This is a genomic window from Nonomuraea africana (genome assembly GCF_014873535.1).
Taxonomy (GTDB): Bacteria; Actinomycetota; Actinomycetes; order Streptosporangiales; family Streptosporangiaceae; genus Nonomuraea; species Nonomuraea africana.
The window spans coordinates 9,175,838-9,191,290 of sequence record NZ_JADBEF010000001.1; the positions used below are offsets into that span (position 1 = coordinate 9,175,838).

Below are 15,453 nucleotides of genomic sequence, written 5' to 3' on the forward strand. Positions count from 1 at the left end.
TCCCTGCCAGGCGTCCGCGAGTGACGGAGAACACCCTGGGTAACGGGGTACGTATGAAGCAGTTGGAGGATTTCGACCCCTTTGACCTCTTCGACATCGAGGCGGCCAGGCTCGACCGGCACTTCGCCTCGCTCGACGAGGAGGGATGGAACCGGCCCTCGCGCTGCGACGGCTGGTCGGTGCGCGACGTGCTGGCGCACCTGGCAGGGGGGGAGCTCTACAACCACGCCTGCCTCGACGGCGACGTGAAGGGCTTCTTCGCCAGGGTCGAGGCCGAAGGCGTCAAGGGGTTCGACGGGTTCAACGAGTGGTGCGTACGGCAGCGCCGTTCGCTGCCGGTCGAGCAGGTGCTGGAGGAATGGCGGACGAAGAACGGCGAGACGCGCGAGCGGATGAGGGCGCTCGGCCGCGACGGACTGCTGCAGACCTCCGCCGGGCCCTACCCCGCGGGCCTGCAGACCTTCCACTACGACTCGGAGTACGCCACGCACGCCGACGACGTGGGCGCTCCCGTCGCCGAGGACGAGCTGGACGACCGCATCTGGTGGCGGCTGCTGCTGGCTCGCCACGTGCTGGCCGAGCAGGGGTCGAAGGCACAGGTGGAGCCCACGGCCGAGCAGGTCTGGGTGCACGCCGAGGGGGTGAGCAAGTCGATGTCCTTCCCCGAGTTCGTCGACGCGACGGTCGGCAGGACCCTCCCCGAGCATGATCTCGACCCGCGCCTCGCCACGGCACTGCGGTGCCTCGCCTGAAAGGAGGCCGAGCATGTGGCTGCGCGACCGCGCGGGAACCGAGCCGGCCACCGCGCGCAGCCCGACGCGGGCCAGGAAGATCCTGTCCGCCATCGCGCTGCCGGTGGCGCTGGCCGCCGCGATCTTCTTCACCGTCCAGGCGATGAGCTCGGGGAGGGAGGTCTGGTGGTGGGAGGCGGCCATCGCGTACGCGGTCGCGCTTTTCGCCGCCGTCGACCTCGTCGTGCTGCTGCGCCGCTCGCGCCGTTGAGAGGTCCGCCGTTGAGAGGTCAGCGTCCGATGGCCCGGTGGAGCGCGGCCCCGAGCGCCTCGGCGGAGAACGAGGGCAGGACCGCCGCCAGGTGACCGTCCGGCCTGACCAGGTGGACGCTGTCGGGCCCCGCGCCCTCGCCGAGCGGCGCGCCCTCGATCCCGAGGTCGGGTAGCGCGAGAACCTCCACCGGCACGTCCCCGAGCCCGGCTCCGAGGGCCGCCGCCTCCGCGACCCTCTCGGGCCGCCCGACCAGCACGACGAAACCCGCGCCGAAGCGCTCCCTCAACCGGCCGCCGCGCACCGGCGCGTCGGGGCAGATCACCCCGGGCACCGGCGGGCGCGCCGCTCCCGGCTCCTCGGGCACCGGACCGGTGGCGGTGGTCAGCGGGGAGTCGACATACCAGTACGGCTCGGCCAGCTTCCCCGAGTCGATCAGCAGCCGTGCCCCGGGATCGGTGACGGCCCGCTCCAGCACGGTCCGCCGCCACTCCCATTGCGCGGCGGTCTGCGGCACGAGGAACTCCATCGTCTTCGCCGTCACCTCCAGGTTGACCAGCGCCGCCGCGCGCCGTTCGGCGTCGTAGGAGTCCAGCAGCCGATCCGGCGCGCCGCGCCGTACCAAGGCCAGCTTCCAGGCCAGGTTCTCCGCGTCCTGCAGTCCGGAGTTCAGGCCGCGCGCCCCGAAGGGAGCGAACAGGTGCGCGGCGTCGCCCGCCAGGAACACCCTCCCGCGCCCGAGCGACGCGGCCACCCGCGAGTGGAACCGGTAGACCGTCACCCAGACGATCTCGTACGGCAGGCTCCCCGTGATGCGCCCGACCATGCCGTCCAGGTCGGCCGTCGCCAGGTCGAAGCCGGGAGGCACCTGCCAGTCGATCCGCCACACCGAGTCGGGACACTGGTGCACCAGCACCTGCCGCCCGGGGTTCCACGGCGGGTCGAAGTAGAAGCGCCGCTCGCTCGGGAACGGCAACGACGCCTTGATGTCGCAGATCAGGAACAGGTCCTCGAACGAGCGGCCGGGGAAGTCGATCCCGGCCAGCCTGCGGACGGCGCTGCGCGGCCCGTCGGCGCCGACCAGGTGCGAGCCACGGACCGGACCGTCGCGGGTGAGGACGTCCACGCCGTCGTCATCCTCGCGATAGCCGATCACCGGGCAGCCGTACCTGAGGTCGACCAGCGGTTCGGCGGCGACCCTGGCGCCCAGCAGCTCCTCCACCCGCGCCTGCGAGATGTTGATCCACGGCGGCACCTCCGCCTTGGGGAAGGTCACCGAGTACAGCTCGTGCTCGCGGAAGTAGGTGCGGCCGGTGGTCCAGGTGACGCCCTCGGCCACCATGGCGCCGGCCACGCCCACCCGGCCGAGGATGTCGAGCACGTCGCGCTGGAAGCAGATCGCCTTCGAGCCGACGGCGGAGCGGTGCGGCGCGGCCTCCAGCAGCACCGTCGGCACCCGCCAGCGGGCCAGGAGCAGCGCGGTGGCGAGCCCCACGGGACCCGCCCCCGCGATCACGACTGGAGCCGGTCCCATACCGCCCTGTCCCGTTCCGCCGTCCAGATGACCGGCCGCTCGACGCCGTCCAGCTCGTCCCAGAGCCGGGAGACGTTGAACGGCAGGCAGTGCTCGAAGATCGGCCAGCCGCCGTACCGGGGCGCGAGGGCGGCGTGGGTCGCGTCGAAGGCCTCCTTCAGCGTGCCGCCCCGCCGGTGCACCGCGCCCACCTCGCGCAGCATCACCTCGAGGAAGTCGCGGGTCTGCGCGATCGCCGCGCCGACCTCGCGGGTGACCGCCCCTCGCCCGCCGATCAGGGTCCGCGCGCCGAGCGCGGCGACGCGGTCGAGCGTGGTGGTCGACCACTCGCGGTGGAAGGCGTCGCCGGTGTAGAGCGCGGCTCTCGCCTCGACCAGGTCGCCGGCGAACAGGATCCGCTCGTCCGGCAGCCACGCCACGATGTCGCCCTCGGTGTGCCCTCTGCCGAAGTAGTGCAGCTCGAGGAAGCGGCCGCCGCCGAGGTCGATGGTGAGGCGGTCGGTGAAGGTGAGCGTGGGCAGGGTCAGCCCGGGGATCGAGCCCGGATCCTTGAACAGCCGGGGCATCCTGGCGTACTCCGACTCCCAGTCCTGCTGCCCGCGCTCCTCGATGAGGGCCCTGGTGTTGGCGTGCGCGACGATCACGTCGGCGTCGAACGCGGAGGCGCCCAGCACCCTGACCGCGTGGTAGTGCGAGAGGACGAGGTAGCGGACCGGCTTGCCGGTGTGCTCGCGCAGCTTGGCCAGCCACTGCCGGGCGGCGGTGGGGGTGGCCATGGCCTCGAAGCAGACCAGGAAGTCGTCCGCCTCGATCGCGCCGACGTTGGGATCACCCTCGGCGGTGAGCGCGTAGACGCCGTCACCGACGATCTCCAGTGTCTGCCTCTTCTCCTCCACATCCCCGGAGGACGCAAACGCCCGCATACTCGTCTCCTACCCAAGCCGCTCTCCCTTTTCTCGGGTCGCTCCGTTTTCCAGTCCTTACGGCAAGCCATCCCCAGCGCCTCCGTAGTCACCAGCTCCGGTCTGTCCAGGGGACGCTCCTCGGGCGCGCGCCGTCCCTCCGTCACGGCGAGACGTTGGCCCGGTCCGTGGGAGACCCCGGCCCGCGCGCCCGAGAAGCGTCCCTTTGAGAGGCCGCACCCCGCGCCGGACGGAGGCGCGGGAGCGGGCTTGCCGTAAATCCGAAGAGACCGGCACCCCCGAAGAGCGCCAGGGCGACGAGTAGCGCGAGGGTACGTCTCATGGGCAGACCCTTCGTGATGGGGAGTGGCTGCATTCTAAGATGGCAAACTAATAGCTGCAATATTTCGACGTGATCTCGCAAAAATATGATTGCTGTTGTTGGGCGGTCCGTGCGTGTCAAGTACCAGGTGGGGCCGCTCGGCGCCGGCAGGAGAACTCGAAAGCCCCGCGCAAGCGGCGCTGCCCGATGCGTGCAAGTGGTTGCAAGCACTTACGTTGATCCGCGTATAGTTTGCGCATGACGCGACGACTGGCCGAGGTGGCCAAGAAGGTCGGGGTGAGCGAGGCCACCGTCAGCCGGGTGCTGAACGGGAAGCCGGGGGTTTCCGAGGCCACCCGCGAGGCCGTGCTGACCGCGCTCGACGTGCTCGGCTACGAGCGCCCCACCCAACTGCGCGGCGACCGGGCCCGCCTGGTCGGGCTGGTCCTCCCCGAGCTGCAGAACCCGATCTTCCCCGCCTTCGCCGAGGTGGTCGGCGGCGCGCTGGCCCAGCAGGGGTTCACCAGCGTTCTGTGCACCAGGACCGTCGGCGGCGTCTCGGAGGCCGACTACGTCGACCTGCTCCTGCAGCAGCAGGTGTCGGGAGTCGTCTTCGCGGGCGGGCTCTACGCGCAGGCCGACGCCTCGCACGAGCACTACGAGCTCATTCTCGAGCGCAAACTTCCGACCGTCCTGGTGAACGCCGCCGTCGAGCACCTGGGCTTCCCGCAGGTCTCCTCCGACGACGCGGTGGCCGCCGAGATGGCGCTGGGCCATCTGCGCGCGCTCGGCCACGAACGCATCGGCATGGTCCTCGGGCCCAAGGACCACATGCCCTCCCGCCGCAAGCTCGAGGCGTTCCTGGCGGCGGGCGGCGACCACGACCTGGTCGAACACGCCATGTTCTCGCTGGAGGGCGGGCACGCGGCGGCCACCAGGCTGGTGCGCAAGGGCGCGACCGGTGTCATCTGCGCCAGCGACCTGCTGGCCCTGGGCACGATCAGGGCCGCCCGGCGGGCGGGGCGCAAGGTCCCCGACGACCTGTCGGTGATCGGGTACGACGACTCGGCCCTCATGACCTGCGTCGACCCGCCGCTCACCACGGTCCGCCAGCCCATCGACGCGATGGGCCGCGCCGCGGTGGACCTGCTGGTCGCGCTGATCGACAAGGCGGTGGTCCCGGCCGACGAGCTGCTCTTCGAACCGGAACTGGTCGTCAGGGCCTCCACCGCCCGCGTCCAGTAGGTTCAGGCGCGTCCCGACGGCACGCGCCTGGGGTCGATCCGCAGGTGCGCGTCGCCGAAGACGTGCGGGCCCGCGGCCGCGATGAAGTCGCCGGGGAAGCCGAGCGTGAAGTCCGTGGCCGCCTCCAGGCGCCGCACGGCCTCCTCTGGCAGCACCAGGCCGAGCGCGCCCACGCTGTCCTCGAGCTGCGCGGCGCTGCTCGCCCCCACGATCGGATGGACGGCGTGCGACCTCGCCCTGGTCCATGCGATCGCCACCTGGGCGGGGGAGTGCCCCAGCTCGTCGGCGACCTCCTGCACCGCCTTCGCCACGGCCAGCTCCCTCGCGCCGAGTGACTCGCGGGAGACGCGGCCGCCGGTGGGGCCGTCCTGCGGGCGGGTGAACCTGCCGGACAGCACCCCGTGCGCCAGCGGCCCCCACGCGGCGACCGTCAGGCCGAGCGTCTCCGCCATCGGCAGCAGCTCGCGCTCGACGTCGCGGTTCAGCAGGCTGTACGGCACCTGCACCGCCGAGAACGGCGTCCATCCACGCCACTCGGCCAGCGTGTTGGCGCGGGCGACCACCCACGCGGGAGCGTCGGAGATGCCGGCGTAAAGGATCTTCCCTGCCCGGACGGCGTCGTCCAGCGCCCGCATCGTCTCCTCGACCGGGGTGTGCCGATCCCAGAGATTGACCCAGTACAGGTCGATGTAGTCGGTCCGCAGCCGCCGCAGGCTCTCCTCCAGTGACAGGACGAGATTCTTGCGGTGGCTGCCCGCCGCGTTCGGGTCGCCGCCGTCGCGCGAGACCGTGTACTTGGTCGCCACGACGAACCGGTCACGCCTGCCCTCCAGCAGCTCACCGAGGACGGACTCGCTGCGTCCTCCGCCGTAGAAGTTGGCGGTGTCGACGACGTTGCCGCCCGCCTCGCCGTACCGGTCGAGGATGCGGCGGGCGGCCTCGAGCTCGGTGAAGAGCATCGCGCCCAGGAACACCTCGGAGACCCGTAGCCCGGTTCCGCCGAGCAGCCGGTAGCGCATGATCAGGCCGGGACGGGCTGGGCGGCGGCGGCGCGCAGCGGCGCGAGGGCACGGGACCAGGCGACGACCTCGTCGAGAAGCTCGATCAGGGTCGGCTCCTGGTGCGGGCCCGGCGCGAAGACGCCCGGCTGGGTGGGGTCGGTGATCTCGAAGTCGGTGAACACCGACAGCGCCACCTGGCTGCGGACGCTCGCGACCTTGAGCTCGGTGAGGGAGAGCCGCAGGTGCTCGACCGCCCGTGTGCCGCCGTGGACGCCGTAGCTGACGAACCCCGCGGCCTTGTTGTGCCATTCGGCGAACAGGAAGTCGATCGCGTTCTTCAGGGAGGCGGGGACGGAGTGGTTGTACTCGGGGGTGACGAAGACGAAGCCGTCGAAGGAGGCGATCGTCTCGGACCACTTCGAGGTGTGCGCGTGGGCGTACTCGCCGAACAGCGCGGGTACCGGCTCGTCGAGCAGCGGCAGGCCGTACTCGGCCAGGTCGACCACCTCGTAGGTCACCCCGTCGCCGATGGTGGCGTGCCGGCCGGCGACGTCGGCGACCCATAGGGCCACGGCGGCTCCCTTGCGGCGCGGCCTGGTGCTGCCGATGACGATGGCGATGCGGGTCATGGTGTCTCTCCTTCGTGGTGCGGACAACCGGTAAAGTACAACGTGCATGGCAATAAGTAAAACGATGATTGTAAAGAGGTGTCGTGACCAGGACTCCCAGGGCCGACAAGCGACAGGCGATCCTCGCCGGTGCGCTGAGCGTGTTCGCACGTGACGGCTACACCAGAGCGAGCATCGACACGATCTCCGCGGCGGCGGGGGTGTCGACCCGCACGATCTACAACCACTTCACCGACAAGGCCCAGCTGTTCCAGACCGTCATCCAGGAGAGCGCGGCCGCGGCGGCGCACGCCCAGATCGCGATCATCGATCGGCACCTGAGCAAGGTCACCGACCTGGAGGCCGACCTCGTCGAGTTCGGCAGGGCCTTCGTGGCCCCCGCCGCCGACCAGGCCGCGCACTTCGCCCTGGTCCGCCAGATCAACGCGGAGGCGGGGCACATCCCGGCGGCGGCGATCGAGGCCTGGCAGGAGACCGGGCCGCGAAGGGTCCGCCGCGAGCTGGCCGGACGCCTGGAGCGGCTGGCCGGTCAGGGCCTGCTGGAGATCGGCGACCCCGATCGGGCGGCGCTGCACCTCATGGCGCTGATCTCGGCCACCGGCAGGGCGGTCGCCGTGCCCACCGAGGAGGAGATCGCCGAGACGGTCCGCGCGGGCGTCCGCGTCTTCCTCCACGGCTACCTGCGCTGACGGCGGGCCTGGCGCTCGGGCGTAGAGTCTCTGGCCGACAAGCGGCGAGAGACCTGAGAGGTGTGCGCGGTGCGGTTCTTCCGAGGTGGACTGGCGATGGCCCTGCTGGGGGCGGCGGTGTGCGGGTGCGCCGTGACCGACTGGGCCGTGCGCCAGCGGCTGGGAGAGGCCGCCCCCGTGGCCACCGCCACCCCGGCCCCGACCGCAAAGGACGCCAAGGACGCCGAGCTGCCCGCGGACGCGCGTGAGCTCTATCTGGAGTCGCTGCGGCAGCAGGCGCTGCAGCCGACCGTCCACCTGGTGCACGAGTACTACCGGCAGAAGAAGTTCTATCCCGGCGGCAGCCGCTCCGTCGTGGTCTCGCGGTTCGACTACGGGACCAAGGCCGTGCATCTGGAGAACTCGCAGGTGACCGTGGCGGGCGGGAAGACCTGGACGGCGTGGTCGACCTGGTGCCTCGACGGGTCGGAGGACTGGTTCTGGACCCGCGAGGTCGGCTGGAGCCTGAGGTCCAGTAGCGGGTGCCCGAGCCTCCCCTCCCAGGCGTGGCTCAACGACGGCCTCGGCGTCGGCGGGCTGACCGAGGAGCAGGCCGACGTCTTCGTCGGGAAGCTCCGCGAGTGGACGGGGCTGATCACGGCCCGCGGGATGAGCGTCGTCAAGCGCGACGGCAAGCCGTACGTGCGCCTCGAGATCAGGGTGCGGCCGGTGCGGTTCGGCGGCGGGCGCCCGGTCGGCGCGGGCCTGTACCACGACGCGTTCAAGCACACCGAGCTCGACGGGATCGCCCACCCGTACGGCCTGCTGGCCGGCGGCGGATCCGCGATGGACATCGTCCGCTACATCGACCCCGAGACTCGGCTGCCCGTCTACTCGGAGACGCGGGAGACCGGCAGTGGAGCCTGGCGGATGCACAGGGTCGAGTACGAGTTCGGCCGCCCGGTGGGTGAGAGCGCCCGGCCCGCCAAGCCCGGCATCGCCCGGCTGAGGTGGCAGCCGGAGGGAGCCGTCATGTAGTCGTTATATTTCAATCTGCTGTCAGAATATTGCAAGCATGTGTCGCTGCTGCTTATCGTGTGGATCCTCCTCATCCCCATCAGAAGGGTCCAGACCGATGAGCAGCTCCCGCAGAGCACTCGGCCTGCTGATCGTCACCGGCCTCGGCCTGTCGGTCGCGGCCTGCGCCTCCACGGCCGAACCGCCCGCCCCCGCCGCCTCGGCGACCGGCGGCTCGGCCCGGGCCGCCGCGCCCGTCACGATCTCCGTCGGCTGCCAGCCGCCCAAGACCAACCCCCTGCAACGCAAGGACTGGGACGACGACGTCGCCGCCTTCCAGAAGCTGCACCCGCACATCACGATCGACAGCAAGGACGGCTTCCCCTGCCACGACGTGAAGACGTACGACGCCAAGCTGGCGGGCGGTCAGATGGAGGACGTCTTCTACGGCTACTTCGGCGACGTGCAGACCGCGATCAAGGCGGGCCAGGCGGCCGACATCACGCCCTACGTGGACACGATCACCACGTTCAAGGACATCGACCCCAGCGTGATGGCCGCATACACGGTTGACGGCAAGATTTACGGTGTTCCGCGCGGAAATTACAAAGTCGGGCTGGTCTACAACCGCAAGCTCTTCACCCAGGCAGGACTCGACCCGAACACCCCGCCCAAGACCTGGGCGGAGATCCGCGAGGCGGCCAAGAAGATCAGCGCGCTCGGCCCCGGCTACATCGGCTACGGCGAGTACAGCGCGGGCAACACCGGCGGATGGCACTTCACCCAGTCCATCTACGGCAGGGGCGGCGCGATCGTCGACGAGACCGGCAAGAAGGCGGCATTCAACACGCCCGAGGGCAAGGCGGTCCTGCAGAACCTCAAGGACATGCGCTGGACCGACAACAGCATGGGCACCAAGCAGCTCTACCAGTGGGACGACCTCATGCGGCTCATGGGCGCGGGCAAGATGGGCATGATCCTCGGCGCGCCCGACGTCATCACCGAACTGCACGACAACCGCAAGGCCACGTACGAGGACTTCGGCCTGGCCGCCTTCCCCGAGGCCAAGGCCACGCTGGGCGGCGGCGACGGATACATGTTCAACCCCAAGGCCACCCCCGAGCAGATCAAGGCCGGGCTGCTCTGGCTCGACTACTACGTGCTCACGCCCGGCAGGGGCCAGTTCGACTACGCGCGCCAGAAGGCGACAGGGCGGGCCGTCGGCCTTCCTGACAACAACGTGTGGGGCGACAGCCCGACCGGCCAGAAGCTCCTCGAACTGCGCAAGGCCAACTCGACGCTGCCGCTGGAGAACTTCTCGGCGTACGTCGAGGGGTCGGCGGACGTCCCGCTCAAGCTCGAGCCGCCCATGAACCAGCAGATCTACCAGATCCTCGACACCCCGATGTCCGCGGTGCTCACCCGCGAGAACGCCGACATCGACCAGCTGCTCGCCGAGGCGGCGGCCAAGGTCGACAGCGTGCTGAGCAAGGCGAGCTAGCCCCCTCCGACCGTCGTCTCCCGGAGGGTCCTCACCGCACGACCCTCCGGACGGCGGCCGGTCGCCGAACCACTGGAGTAATCGTTGAACGTGGCAAGCGTGGGGAGACGGCCGCCGTCCCGAAGGGGCCGCGAGGCCAGACGCAACCTCACCGCCTACGGCTTCCTGTGCGCCGCCCTGATCTGTTTCGGCGTCTTCTCGTGGTACCCGATGGTCAGGGAAGTCCTCCTGAGCCTCCAGGAGAACAACTTCGTCGACGCCCCCAGGTGGGTGGGTCTCGACAACTTCGCGACGGTGATCGAGGACCCGGCCTTCGCCCAGGCCTGGATCAACACCGCCGCCTTCACCGGGCTCGCGCTCCTGATCGGGTACGTGATCCCGTTCTGCGCGGCGATCGTCCTCAACGAGCTGCGGCACGCCAAGGCGTACCTGAGGTTCGTGGTCTACCTGCCGGTCATGCTCCCGCCGGCCGTCTCGGTCCTGCTGTTCAAGTGGTTCTACGACCCGGGAGCCGGCCTGTTCAACCAGATTCTCGGCTTCTTCCAGCTGCCCGGCCTGGCCTGGCTCGACTCCACCGACACCGCGCTGGTCTCCCTGGTCATCGTCTCCACCTGGATGAACCTCGGCAGCGGCACGCTCATCTACCTCGCCGCCCTGCAGACCATCCCGAGCGAGCTCTACGAGGCCGCCGAGCTCGACGGCGCGGGCCTGTTCAAGCGCATCAGGCACGTCACGATCCCGCAGACCAGGCTGATCCTGCTGGTGATGCTGCTCCTTCAGATCATCGCGACCATGCAGGTGTTCATCGAGCCGTTCATGCTCACCGGCGGCGGCCCTGAGAACGCCACGGTGACCGTGGCGTACCTGATGTACCAGTACGCCTTCAACTTCGGGAACTTCGGCGGCGGCAGCGCGATGGGGCTGATGCTCATGGTCGTGCTCATCGTCTTCTCCGCCGTGTACCTGCGCGTCTCGCGGGAGAACACGTGATCGCCACCGCCGTACGGCATCGCCGTCCCCGGCCGCGCGTCTTCGCCCGGCGCAGGATCGAGACGCGGTTTCGCACCCTGGTCTCCCCGCACCAGCTCAACACCCGCAAGGGCCGGACGATCTACTGGATCGTCCTGGTCGGGATGGTCGTCGGCTTCACCGCGATCTTCATGTTCCCGCTCTACTGGATGGTCACCGGCGCGCTCAAGGCGCCGGAGGAGCTCGACCAGATCCCGCCGACGTTCTTCCCGCGCAGCCCGAGCTTCGACGCCTACATCGAGGCGTGGAACCTGCTCGACCTCGGCCTGCTGCTGAAGAACACCGCGATCTACGCGGTGGGCGCCTGGCTGTTCACGCTGGCCGTCGACGTCAGCGCCGCCTTCGCGCTGTCGAAGCTGCGGCCGATGTTCGGCAAGCTGATCACCGGGATGATGCTCGCCACCCTGATGATCCCGCCGATGGTCCTGATGCTGCCGCTGTTCGTGACGATCGTCGACCTCGACCTGCTCAACAGCCCATGGGCGATCTGGCTGCCCGCCGCCGCGAACGGTTTCAACATCTTCCTGCTCAAGCGCTTCTTCGACGCCATACCGAGGGAGCTCATCGAGGCGGCGGAGATGGACGGCGCCTCGCCCGCGCGCATCCTGTGGTCGATCGTGCTGCCGGTCTCGCGGCCCATCCTGGGCGTGGTGTCGATCTTCACGGTGGTCGCCGTGTGGAAGGACTTCCTCTACCCGCTACTGGTCCTGCCCGACACCGACAGCATGACGGTGAGCGTCGCCATCAACTCGCTGTCACAGACGATGCCGACCAACGCGCTCACCGCCGCCCTGGTGATCGCCAGTATCCCGACGATCGTCATCTTCCTGTTCTTCCAACGGCACATCATGGCGGGGCTCACCGCCGGAAGTCTCAAGGGTTAGGAGCGCAATGTCCGACACGTGGTGGCGGGGAGCCGCGATCTACCAGGTCTACCTGCGCAGTTTCGCCGACGGGAACGGCGACGGCGTCGGCGACCTGGCCGGGCTGCGGTCGCGCCTGCCGTACCTCTCGGATCTCGGGGTGAACGCGATCTGGCTCAACCCCTGGTACCCCTCGCCCATGGCGGACGGCGGCTACGACGTCGCCGACTACCGCGACGTGGAGCCGATCTTCGGCACGCTCGCGGAGGCGGAGACGTTCATCGAGGAGGCCCACGCACTGGGCATCAGGATCATCATCGATGTCGTGCCCAACCACAGCTCCACCGCGAGCGCCTGGTTCCAGGAGGCGCTGAAGGACAGGTCCAGGCGCGACCGCTTCTGGTTCCGCGACGAGCCCAACGACTGGCGGTCGATCTTCGGGGGGCCGGCCTGGACCCAGGTCGAGGACGGTCAGTGGTACCTCCACCTGTTCGACCCCGGCCAGCCCGACTTCAACTGGGACAACCCCGAGGTGCACGAGGAGTTCCACGACGTGCTGCGCTTCTGGTTCGACAGGGGCGCGGACGGCATCCGCATCGACTCGGCCGCGCTGCTGGTGAAGTCGGAGACCGCCTTCGAGGACCTCGACGGCGTGCACGACATCTACCGGAGCTGGCGGCGCGTGGCCGACGAGTACGACGAGCGGATCCTCGTCGGCGAGGTGTGGCTGCCCGACCAGGAGCGCTTCGCCCGCTACCTGCGCCCCGACGAGCTGCACACCGCCTTCAACTTCGACTTCCTCGCCTGCCCGTGGGAGCCCGCCGCGCTACGGGCCAGCATCTCCATGACCCTGTCCACCCACGCCTCCGTGGGCGCGCCGCCGACGTGGGTGCTGTCCAACCACGACGTCGCCCGCGTGGTCACCAGGTACGGCAGGGCCGACACCTCGTGGGACCACGGCGCCCGCAGGGACGGCGCCCCGTCCGACCTGGAGCTCGGCCACCGCAGGGCCAGGGCCGCCGCGCTGCTGGCGATGGCGCTGCCCGGCGGGGTCTACGTATACCAGGGCGAGGAGCTCGGCCTGCCCGAGGTCGACGACCTCCCCGGCCACCTGCGCCAGGACCCCATGTGGACCAGGTCGGGGCACACGGTGCCGGGACGCGACGGGTGCCGGGTGCCGCTGCCGTGGTCGGGCGACGCGCCGCCGTTCGGGTTCGGGCCGGGCTCGGGAGAGCCGTGGCTGCCGCAGCCGCCGGAGTGGAAGGAACTGACCGTCGAGGCGCAGGCGGGTGATCCCGGCTCCATGCTGACCCTCTATCGCACCGCCCTCCGCCTGCGCCGCGACCTGCTGGGCGACGGGTCGCTGACGTGGCTCGACCTGGGTCCTGACGTGCTGACGTTCACCAGGGAGTCGGGGCTGACGTGCGTGGTCAACCTGGGCTCGGAGCCGGTACGGCTGCCGCCGCACGCTGACCTGCTGCTGGCCAGCGGTGCGGTGGCGGACGGGATGGTGCCGAGCGACACGGCGGTGTGGGTGGTGTAGTTCCCGGCCCTTTCCCTTGGAGCGTGGCGGGAGTTCTTTCGAGGGGCGGACTGGATGCGGGCTGGGGGTTTCGTCCGAGGGGAGGTCGGCGAGGGGCGGGCTAGGGTGGGGGGATGGTGAGACTGTCCAGGCGGGGGCCCGACGAGCTGGACGGCGCGGCCCTGGCGTTGCACGAGAAGATCACCTCAGGCCCTCGCGGCGCGTCGATGACCGACGAGCGGGGCGCCCTGGTCGGGCCATTCACCGCGATGCTGCTCAGCCCGCCCGTCGGCGACGCCCTCCAGGAGCTCGGCGCGGCGATCCGCTACCGCTCCACCCTCCCGCCCCGCGCCCGCGAGCTGGCCATCCTCACCGTGGCCGACCACTGGGGCAGCGCCTTCGAACGAAGGGCGCACGAGAGCGCGGGCCGGGCCGCGGGGCTCACCGAGGAGGAGCTGGCCACCCTCCACAGCGACGACCCCTTCGAGGCGGCGGTGATCGGCACCACACGGAGGCTGCTCGAATCCGGCGACCTCACGGACGACGAGTACGCCGCGCTCGACGAGCGGACCCTCTTCGAGCTGACCACCCTCGTCGGCTACTACGCCACCCTGGCCATGCAGCTGCGCGTCTACCGGATCACCTGACCGCCTTGAGATTGAGCAGCCACAGGTCGCGTCCCTCGGAGTCGCTCCAGGCGAGCAGCGTGCCCAGGTCGGTCCGGTCACCGAGGCTGGTGGCCAGTGCGGGCTCGGCGGGGTCGAAGGTGGCCAGCGTGCCCGCCCGCAGGTCCTTGATCACCTTCAGGCCCGCCCGCAGCCGCAGCACCACGAACCTGTTGAGCATCGGCCCCTCGGTCGTCGTCCCCGGCAGCTCGACGCTCCCCGACCCGTCCGTACGGCGGGCCGTCATCACCCCCGAGATCGGGTTCCGCTCGACGCACCAGTCGGGCGAGCACCGCTCGAGCCCCTCCGCGCCGGTGACGAACTCGCGCGACCTGCCGGTCTCCAGGTCGGTCAGCGTGCGCATCGTGGGATCGGCCGCCCACGGCCACTCCAGCAGCCTGAGCCCCTCGCGGACCTTCTCCCTGCGGCCCTTGCCCGACAGGGGCAGCCGGTAGATCACCCCGTCGGCGTTCCAGAGCAGGTGGCCGCCGCCGAGCTGGAAGTGGGTCGCCGAGGGAGCCGACCTGTCGCCCTGCGCCGCCTTCGCCACCAGCCGGGGCTTGCCGCCCTTGACCGGCACCCGCCAGAACCGCGTCTCCAGCGTGTCGTCGTCGCGCAGGCTCAGCGCGCTCCACACGACGAACCGCCCGTCCGTGGCGAATCCCCGCACCTCGTCGTGGTCGGGCAGCTTCGCGAACCTGGCGAGCCTGCCGGTGCCGGCGTCGTAGACGTCCAGCCGAACGTCGTCGTAGCCGAGCCGCCGCTGCGCGAGCAGGACCACGCGGTGGTCGTCGATCGCGACGGCGGGCTGGTAGACCAGCCCGTCGGCGGAGCGGGCGGGCAGCCTCGAGACCGCGCGCGGCCACACCTCCTGCGCCGCTCTGGCCAGGCCGACCGCGGACGGCTCGGGCCGCGCCGTGGCGGCGCGCGGGTCGGCGGGGGCCGCGATCGTGGGCCTGACCAGCGCGACCACACCGGAGACCGTGACCAGCGCGAGCCCCGCCACCGCCGCCGCGCGCAGGCGCCGCCGGCCCCTGCGGCGGCGCAGTCGTGCCAGGCCGGACAGCAGATCGGCGGGTCGCGCCGTGGCGGCGGCGGCGTCGAGAGTCCTGACGAGGTCGTCCTGGCGAAAGGGGACGGTCTGGTCGCGCACCCTGGCAAGGGGCAGGTCGAGGACCTTCGCGATCTCCTCGTTGGACAGCCTGCCGTACGAGCGCAGGATGATCACCGCGCGGGGGAGCGCGGGCAGCTCCGCCAGCCGCCGCCACACCTCGGGATCGCCGCCCTGCTCGCTGATGTCCGACGCGGAGATGCTCGGGGGACGTCCGCGCCGCCGGGCGCGCACGTACAGGCGGGTCATCGTCGTGCCGATGAAGGTGTCGGGATTGCCGGTCTTCGGGCCGTCGAGGCAGGAGAGCGCCTCCTTGGCGAGCTCGGCCCCTTCACGCTGGTCGCCGGTCAGCACGACGCCGTAGCGCACGAACCCCATGCCCTTGATGAGGACGAAATCGGTGAAGTCGCCCGGAGGACCCATGCAGCCACCCCCGTGGCCA

General features: G+C 70.5%; 15 protein-coding genes. 10 read left to right on the forward strand and 5 right to left on the reverse strand.

The window, feature by feature from the left end; translation table 11 throughout:
• The first annotated feature begins 53 nt into the window (after positions 1-53).
• Both H4W81_RS43920 and H4W81_RS43925 read left to right on the forward strand, forming a co-directional pair.
• Complete coding sequence (locus tag H4W81_RS43920) at positions 54-752, forward strand: maleylpyruvate isomerase family mycothiol-dependent enzyme (RefSeq protein ID WP_192780200.1); 699 nt, start codon at positions 54-56, stop codon at positions 750-752.
• 13 nt (positions 753-765) lie between these two features.
• Positions 766-1,002, forward strand: coding sequence for a DUF6343 family protein (locus H4W81_RS43925; protein ID WP_192780201.1), 237 nt, complete (start codon positions 766-768; stop codon positions 1,000-1,002).
• 19 nt (positions 1,003-1,021) lie between these two features.
• Here the strand turns inward: H4W81_RS43925 and H4W81_RS43930 are convergent, their stop codons facing one another.
• Both H4W81_RS43930 and H4W81_RS43935 read right to left on the reverse strand, forming a co-directional pair.
• Positions 1,022-2,536 (reverse strand): FAD-dependent monooxygenase, encoded by a 1,515-nt coding sequence (locus tag H4W81_RS43930; RefSeq protein WP_192780202.1) that lies wholly within the window; start codon positions 2,534-2,536, stop codon positions 1,022-1,024.
• Positions 2,515-3,459 (reverse strand): MBL fold metallo-hydrolase, encoded by a 945-nt coding sequence (locus tag H4W81_RS43935; RefSeq protein WP_192780203.1) that lies wholly within the window; start codon positions 3,457-3,459, stop codon positions 2,515-2,517. The genes H4W81_RS43930 and H4W81_RS43935 overlap by 22 nt, the downstream gene beginning before the upstream one ends.
• 559 nt (positions 3,460-4,018) lie before the next feature.
• Between H4W81_RS43935 and H4W81_RS43940 the strand changes: the two genes are divergently transcribed.
• Positions 4,019-5,005 (forward strand): LacI family DNA-binding transcriptional regulator, encoded by a 987-nt coding sequence (locus H4W81_RS43940; protein ID WP_192780204.1) that lies wholly within the window; start codon positions 4,019-4,021, stop codon positions 5,003-5,005.
• 2 nt (positions 5,006-5,007) lie between these two features.
• Here the strand turns inward: H4W81_RS43940 and H4W81_RS43945 are convergent, their stop codons facing one another.
• The gene (locus H4W81_RS43945; protein ID WP_192780205.1) at positions 5,008-6,024 is read right to left on the reverse strand and encodes an aldo/keto reductase; all 1,017 of its coding nucleotides are present in this window, start codon (positions 6,022-6,024) and stop codon (positions 5,008-5,010) included.
• Positions 6,025-6,026: 2 nt separating this feature from the next.
• Positions 6,027-6,635 carry an NADPH-dependent FMN reductase gene (locus H4W81_RS43950; RefSeq protein WP_192780206.1) on the reverse strand — a complete coding sequence of 203 codons (609 nt, stop codon included), beginning with the start codon at positions 6,633-6,635 and terminating at the stop codon, positions 6,027-6,029.
• Positions 6,636-6,718: 83 nt separating this feature from the next.
• Between H4W81_RS43950 and H4W81_RS49670 the strand changes: the two genes are divergently transcribed.
• The 7 genes from H4W81_RS49670 (at position 6,719) to H4W81_RS43985 (ending at position 13,882) form a co-directional block, all read left to right on the forward strand.
• On the forward strand, positions 6,719-7,324 hold the full coding sequence (locus tag H4W81_RS49670; protein ID WP_192780207.1) for a TetR/AcrR family transcriptional regulator: 606 nt from the start codon (positions 6,719-6,721) through the stop codon (positions 7,322-7,324).
• 69 nt (positions 7,325-7,393) lie between these two features.
• The gene (locus H4W81_RS43960) at positions 7,394-8,341 is read left to right on the forward strand and encodes a hypothetical protein (RefSeq protein ID WP_192780208.1); all 948 of its coding nucleotides are present in this window, start codon (positions 7,394-7,396) and stop codon (positions 8,339-8,341) included.
• Positions 8,342-8,438: 97 nt separating this feature from the next.
• On the forward strand, positions 8,439-9,821 hold the full coding sequence (locus H4W81_RS43965; RefSeq protein WP_192780209.1) for an ABC transporter substrate-binding protein: 1,383 nt from the start codon (positions 8,439-8,441) through the stop codon (positions 9,819-9,821).
• Between the two features lie 99 nt (positions 9,822-9,920).
• Positions 9,921-10,811 carry a carbohydrate ABC transporter permease gene (locus H4W81_RS43970; protein WP_318782449.1) on the forward strand — a complete coding sequence of 297 codons (891 nt, stop codon included), beginning with the start codon at positions 9,921-9,923 and terminating at the stop codon, positions 10,809-10,811.
• Positions 10,808-11,734: a carbohydrate ABC transporter permease gene (locus tag H4W81_RS43975; RefSeq protein WP_318782450.1), complete on the forward strand. Its 927-nt coding sequence runs from the start codon at positions 10,808-10,810 to the stop codon at positions 11,732-11,734. The genes H4W81_RS43970 and H4W81_RS43975 overlap by 4 nt, the downstream gene beginning before the upstream one ends.
• 7 nt (positions 11,735-11,741) lie before the next feature.
• Positions 11,742-13,256 carry a glycoside hydrolase family 13 protein gene (locus tag H4W81_RS43980; protein ID WP_192780211.1) on the forward strand — a complete coding sequence of 505 codons (1,515 nt, stop codon included), beginning with the start codon at positions 11,742-11,744 and terminating at the stop codon, positions 13,254-13,256.
• A gap of 113 nt (positions 13,257-13,369) precedes the next feature.
• A complete protein-coding gene (locus tag H4W81_RS43985) occupies positions 13,370-13,882 on the forward strand; it encodes a carboxymuconolactone decarboxylase family protein (RefSeq protein ID WP_192780212.1) in 513 nt (170 codons plus the stop codon).
• On the opposite strand, the gene H4W81_RS43990 is transcribed toward H4W81_RS43985, so the two are convergent.
• Positions 13,875-15,434, reverse strand: a complete 1,560-nt coding sequence (locus H4W81_RS43990) for a sigma factor-like helix-turn-helix DNA-binding protein (protein ID WP_192780213.1) — start codon at positions 15,432-15,434, stop codon at positions 13,875-13,877. The genes H4W81_RS43985 and H4W81_RS43990 overlap by 8 nt on opposite strands.
• Positions 15,435-15,453 lie beyond the last annotated feature (19 nt).

Coding starts and splice junctions, on each gene's coding strand:
- H4W81_RS43965 (WP_192780209.1), top strand. CDS start 8,439: ATGAGCAGCTCCCGCAGAGCACTCGGCCTGCTGATCGTCACCGGCCTC.
- H4W81_RS43985 (WP_192780212.1), top strand. CDS start 13,370: ATGGTGAGACTGTCCAGGCGGGGGCCCGACGAGCTGGACGGCGCGGCC.
- H4W81_RS43940 (WP_192780204.1), top strand. CDS start 4,019: ATGACGCGACGACTGGCCGAGGTGGCCAAGAAGGTCGGGGTGAGCGAG.
- H4W81_RS43980 (WP_192780211.1), top strand. CDS start 11,742: ATGTCCGACACGTGGTGGCGGGGAGCCGCGATCTACCAGGTCTACCTG.
- H4W81_RS43945 (WP_192780205.1), bottom strand. CDS start 6,024: ATGCGCTACCGGCTGCTCGGCGGAACCGGGCTACGGGTCTCCGAGGTG.
- H4W81_RS43930 (WP_192780202.1), bottom strand. CDS start 2,536: ATGGGACCGGCTCCAGTCGTGATCGCGGGGGCGGGTCCCGTGGGGCTC.
- H4W81_RS43925 (WP_192780201.1), top strand. CDS start 766: ATGTGGCTGCGCGACCGCGCGGGAACCGAGCCGGCCACCGCGCGCAGC.
- H4W81_RS43935 (WP_192780203.1), bottom strand. CDS start 3,459: ATGCGGGCGTTTGCGTCCTCCGGGGATGTGGAGGAGAAGAGGCAGACA.
- H4W81_RS43920 (WP_192780200.1), top strand. CDS start 54: ATGAAGCAGTTGGAGGATTTCGACCCCTTTGACCTCTTCGACATCGAG.
- H4W81_RS43950 (WP_192780206.1), bottom strand. CDS start 6,635: ATGACCCGCATCGCCATCGTCATCGGCAGCACCAGGCCGCGCCGCAAG.
- H4W81_RS43990 (WP_192780213.1), bottom strand. CDS start 15,434: ATGGGTCCTCCGGGCGACTTCACCGATTTCGTCCTCATCAAGGGCATG.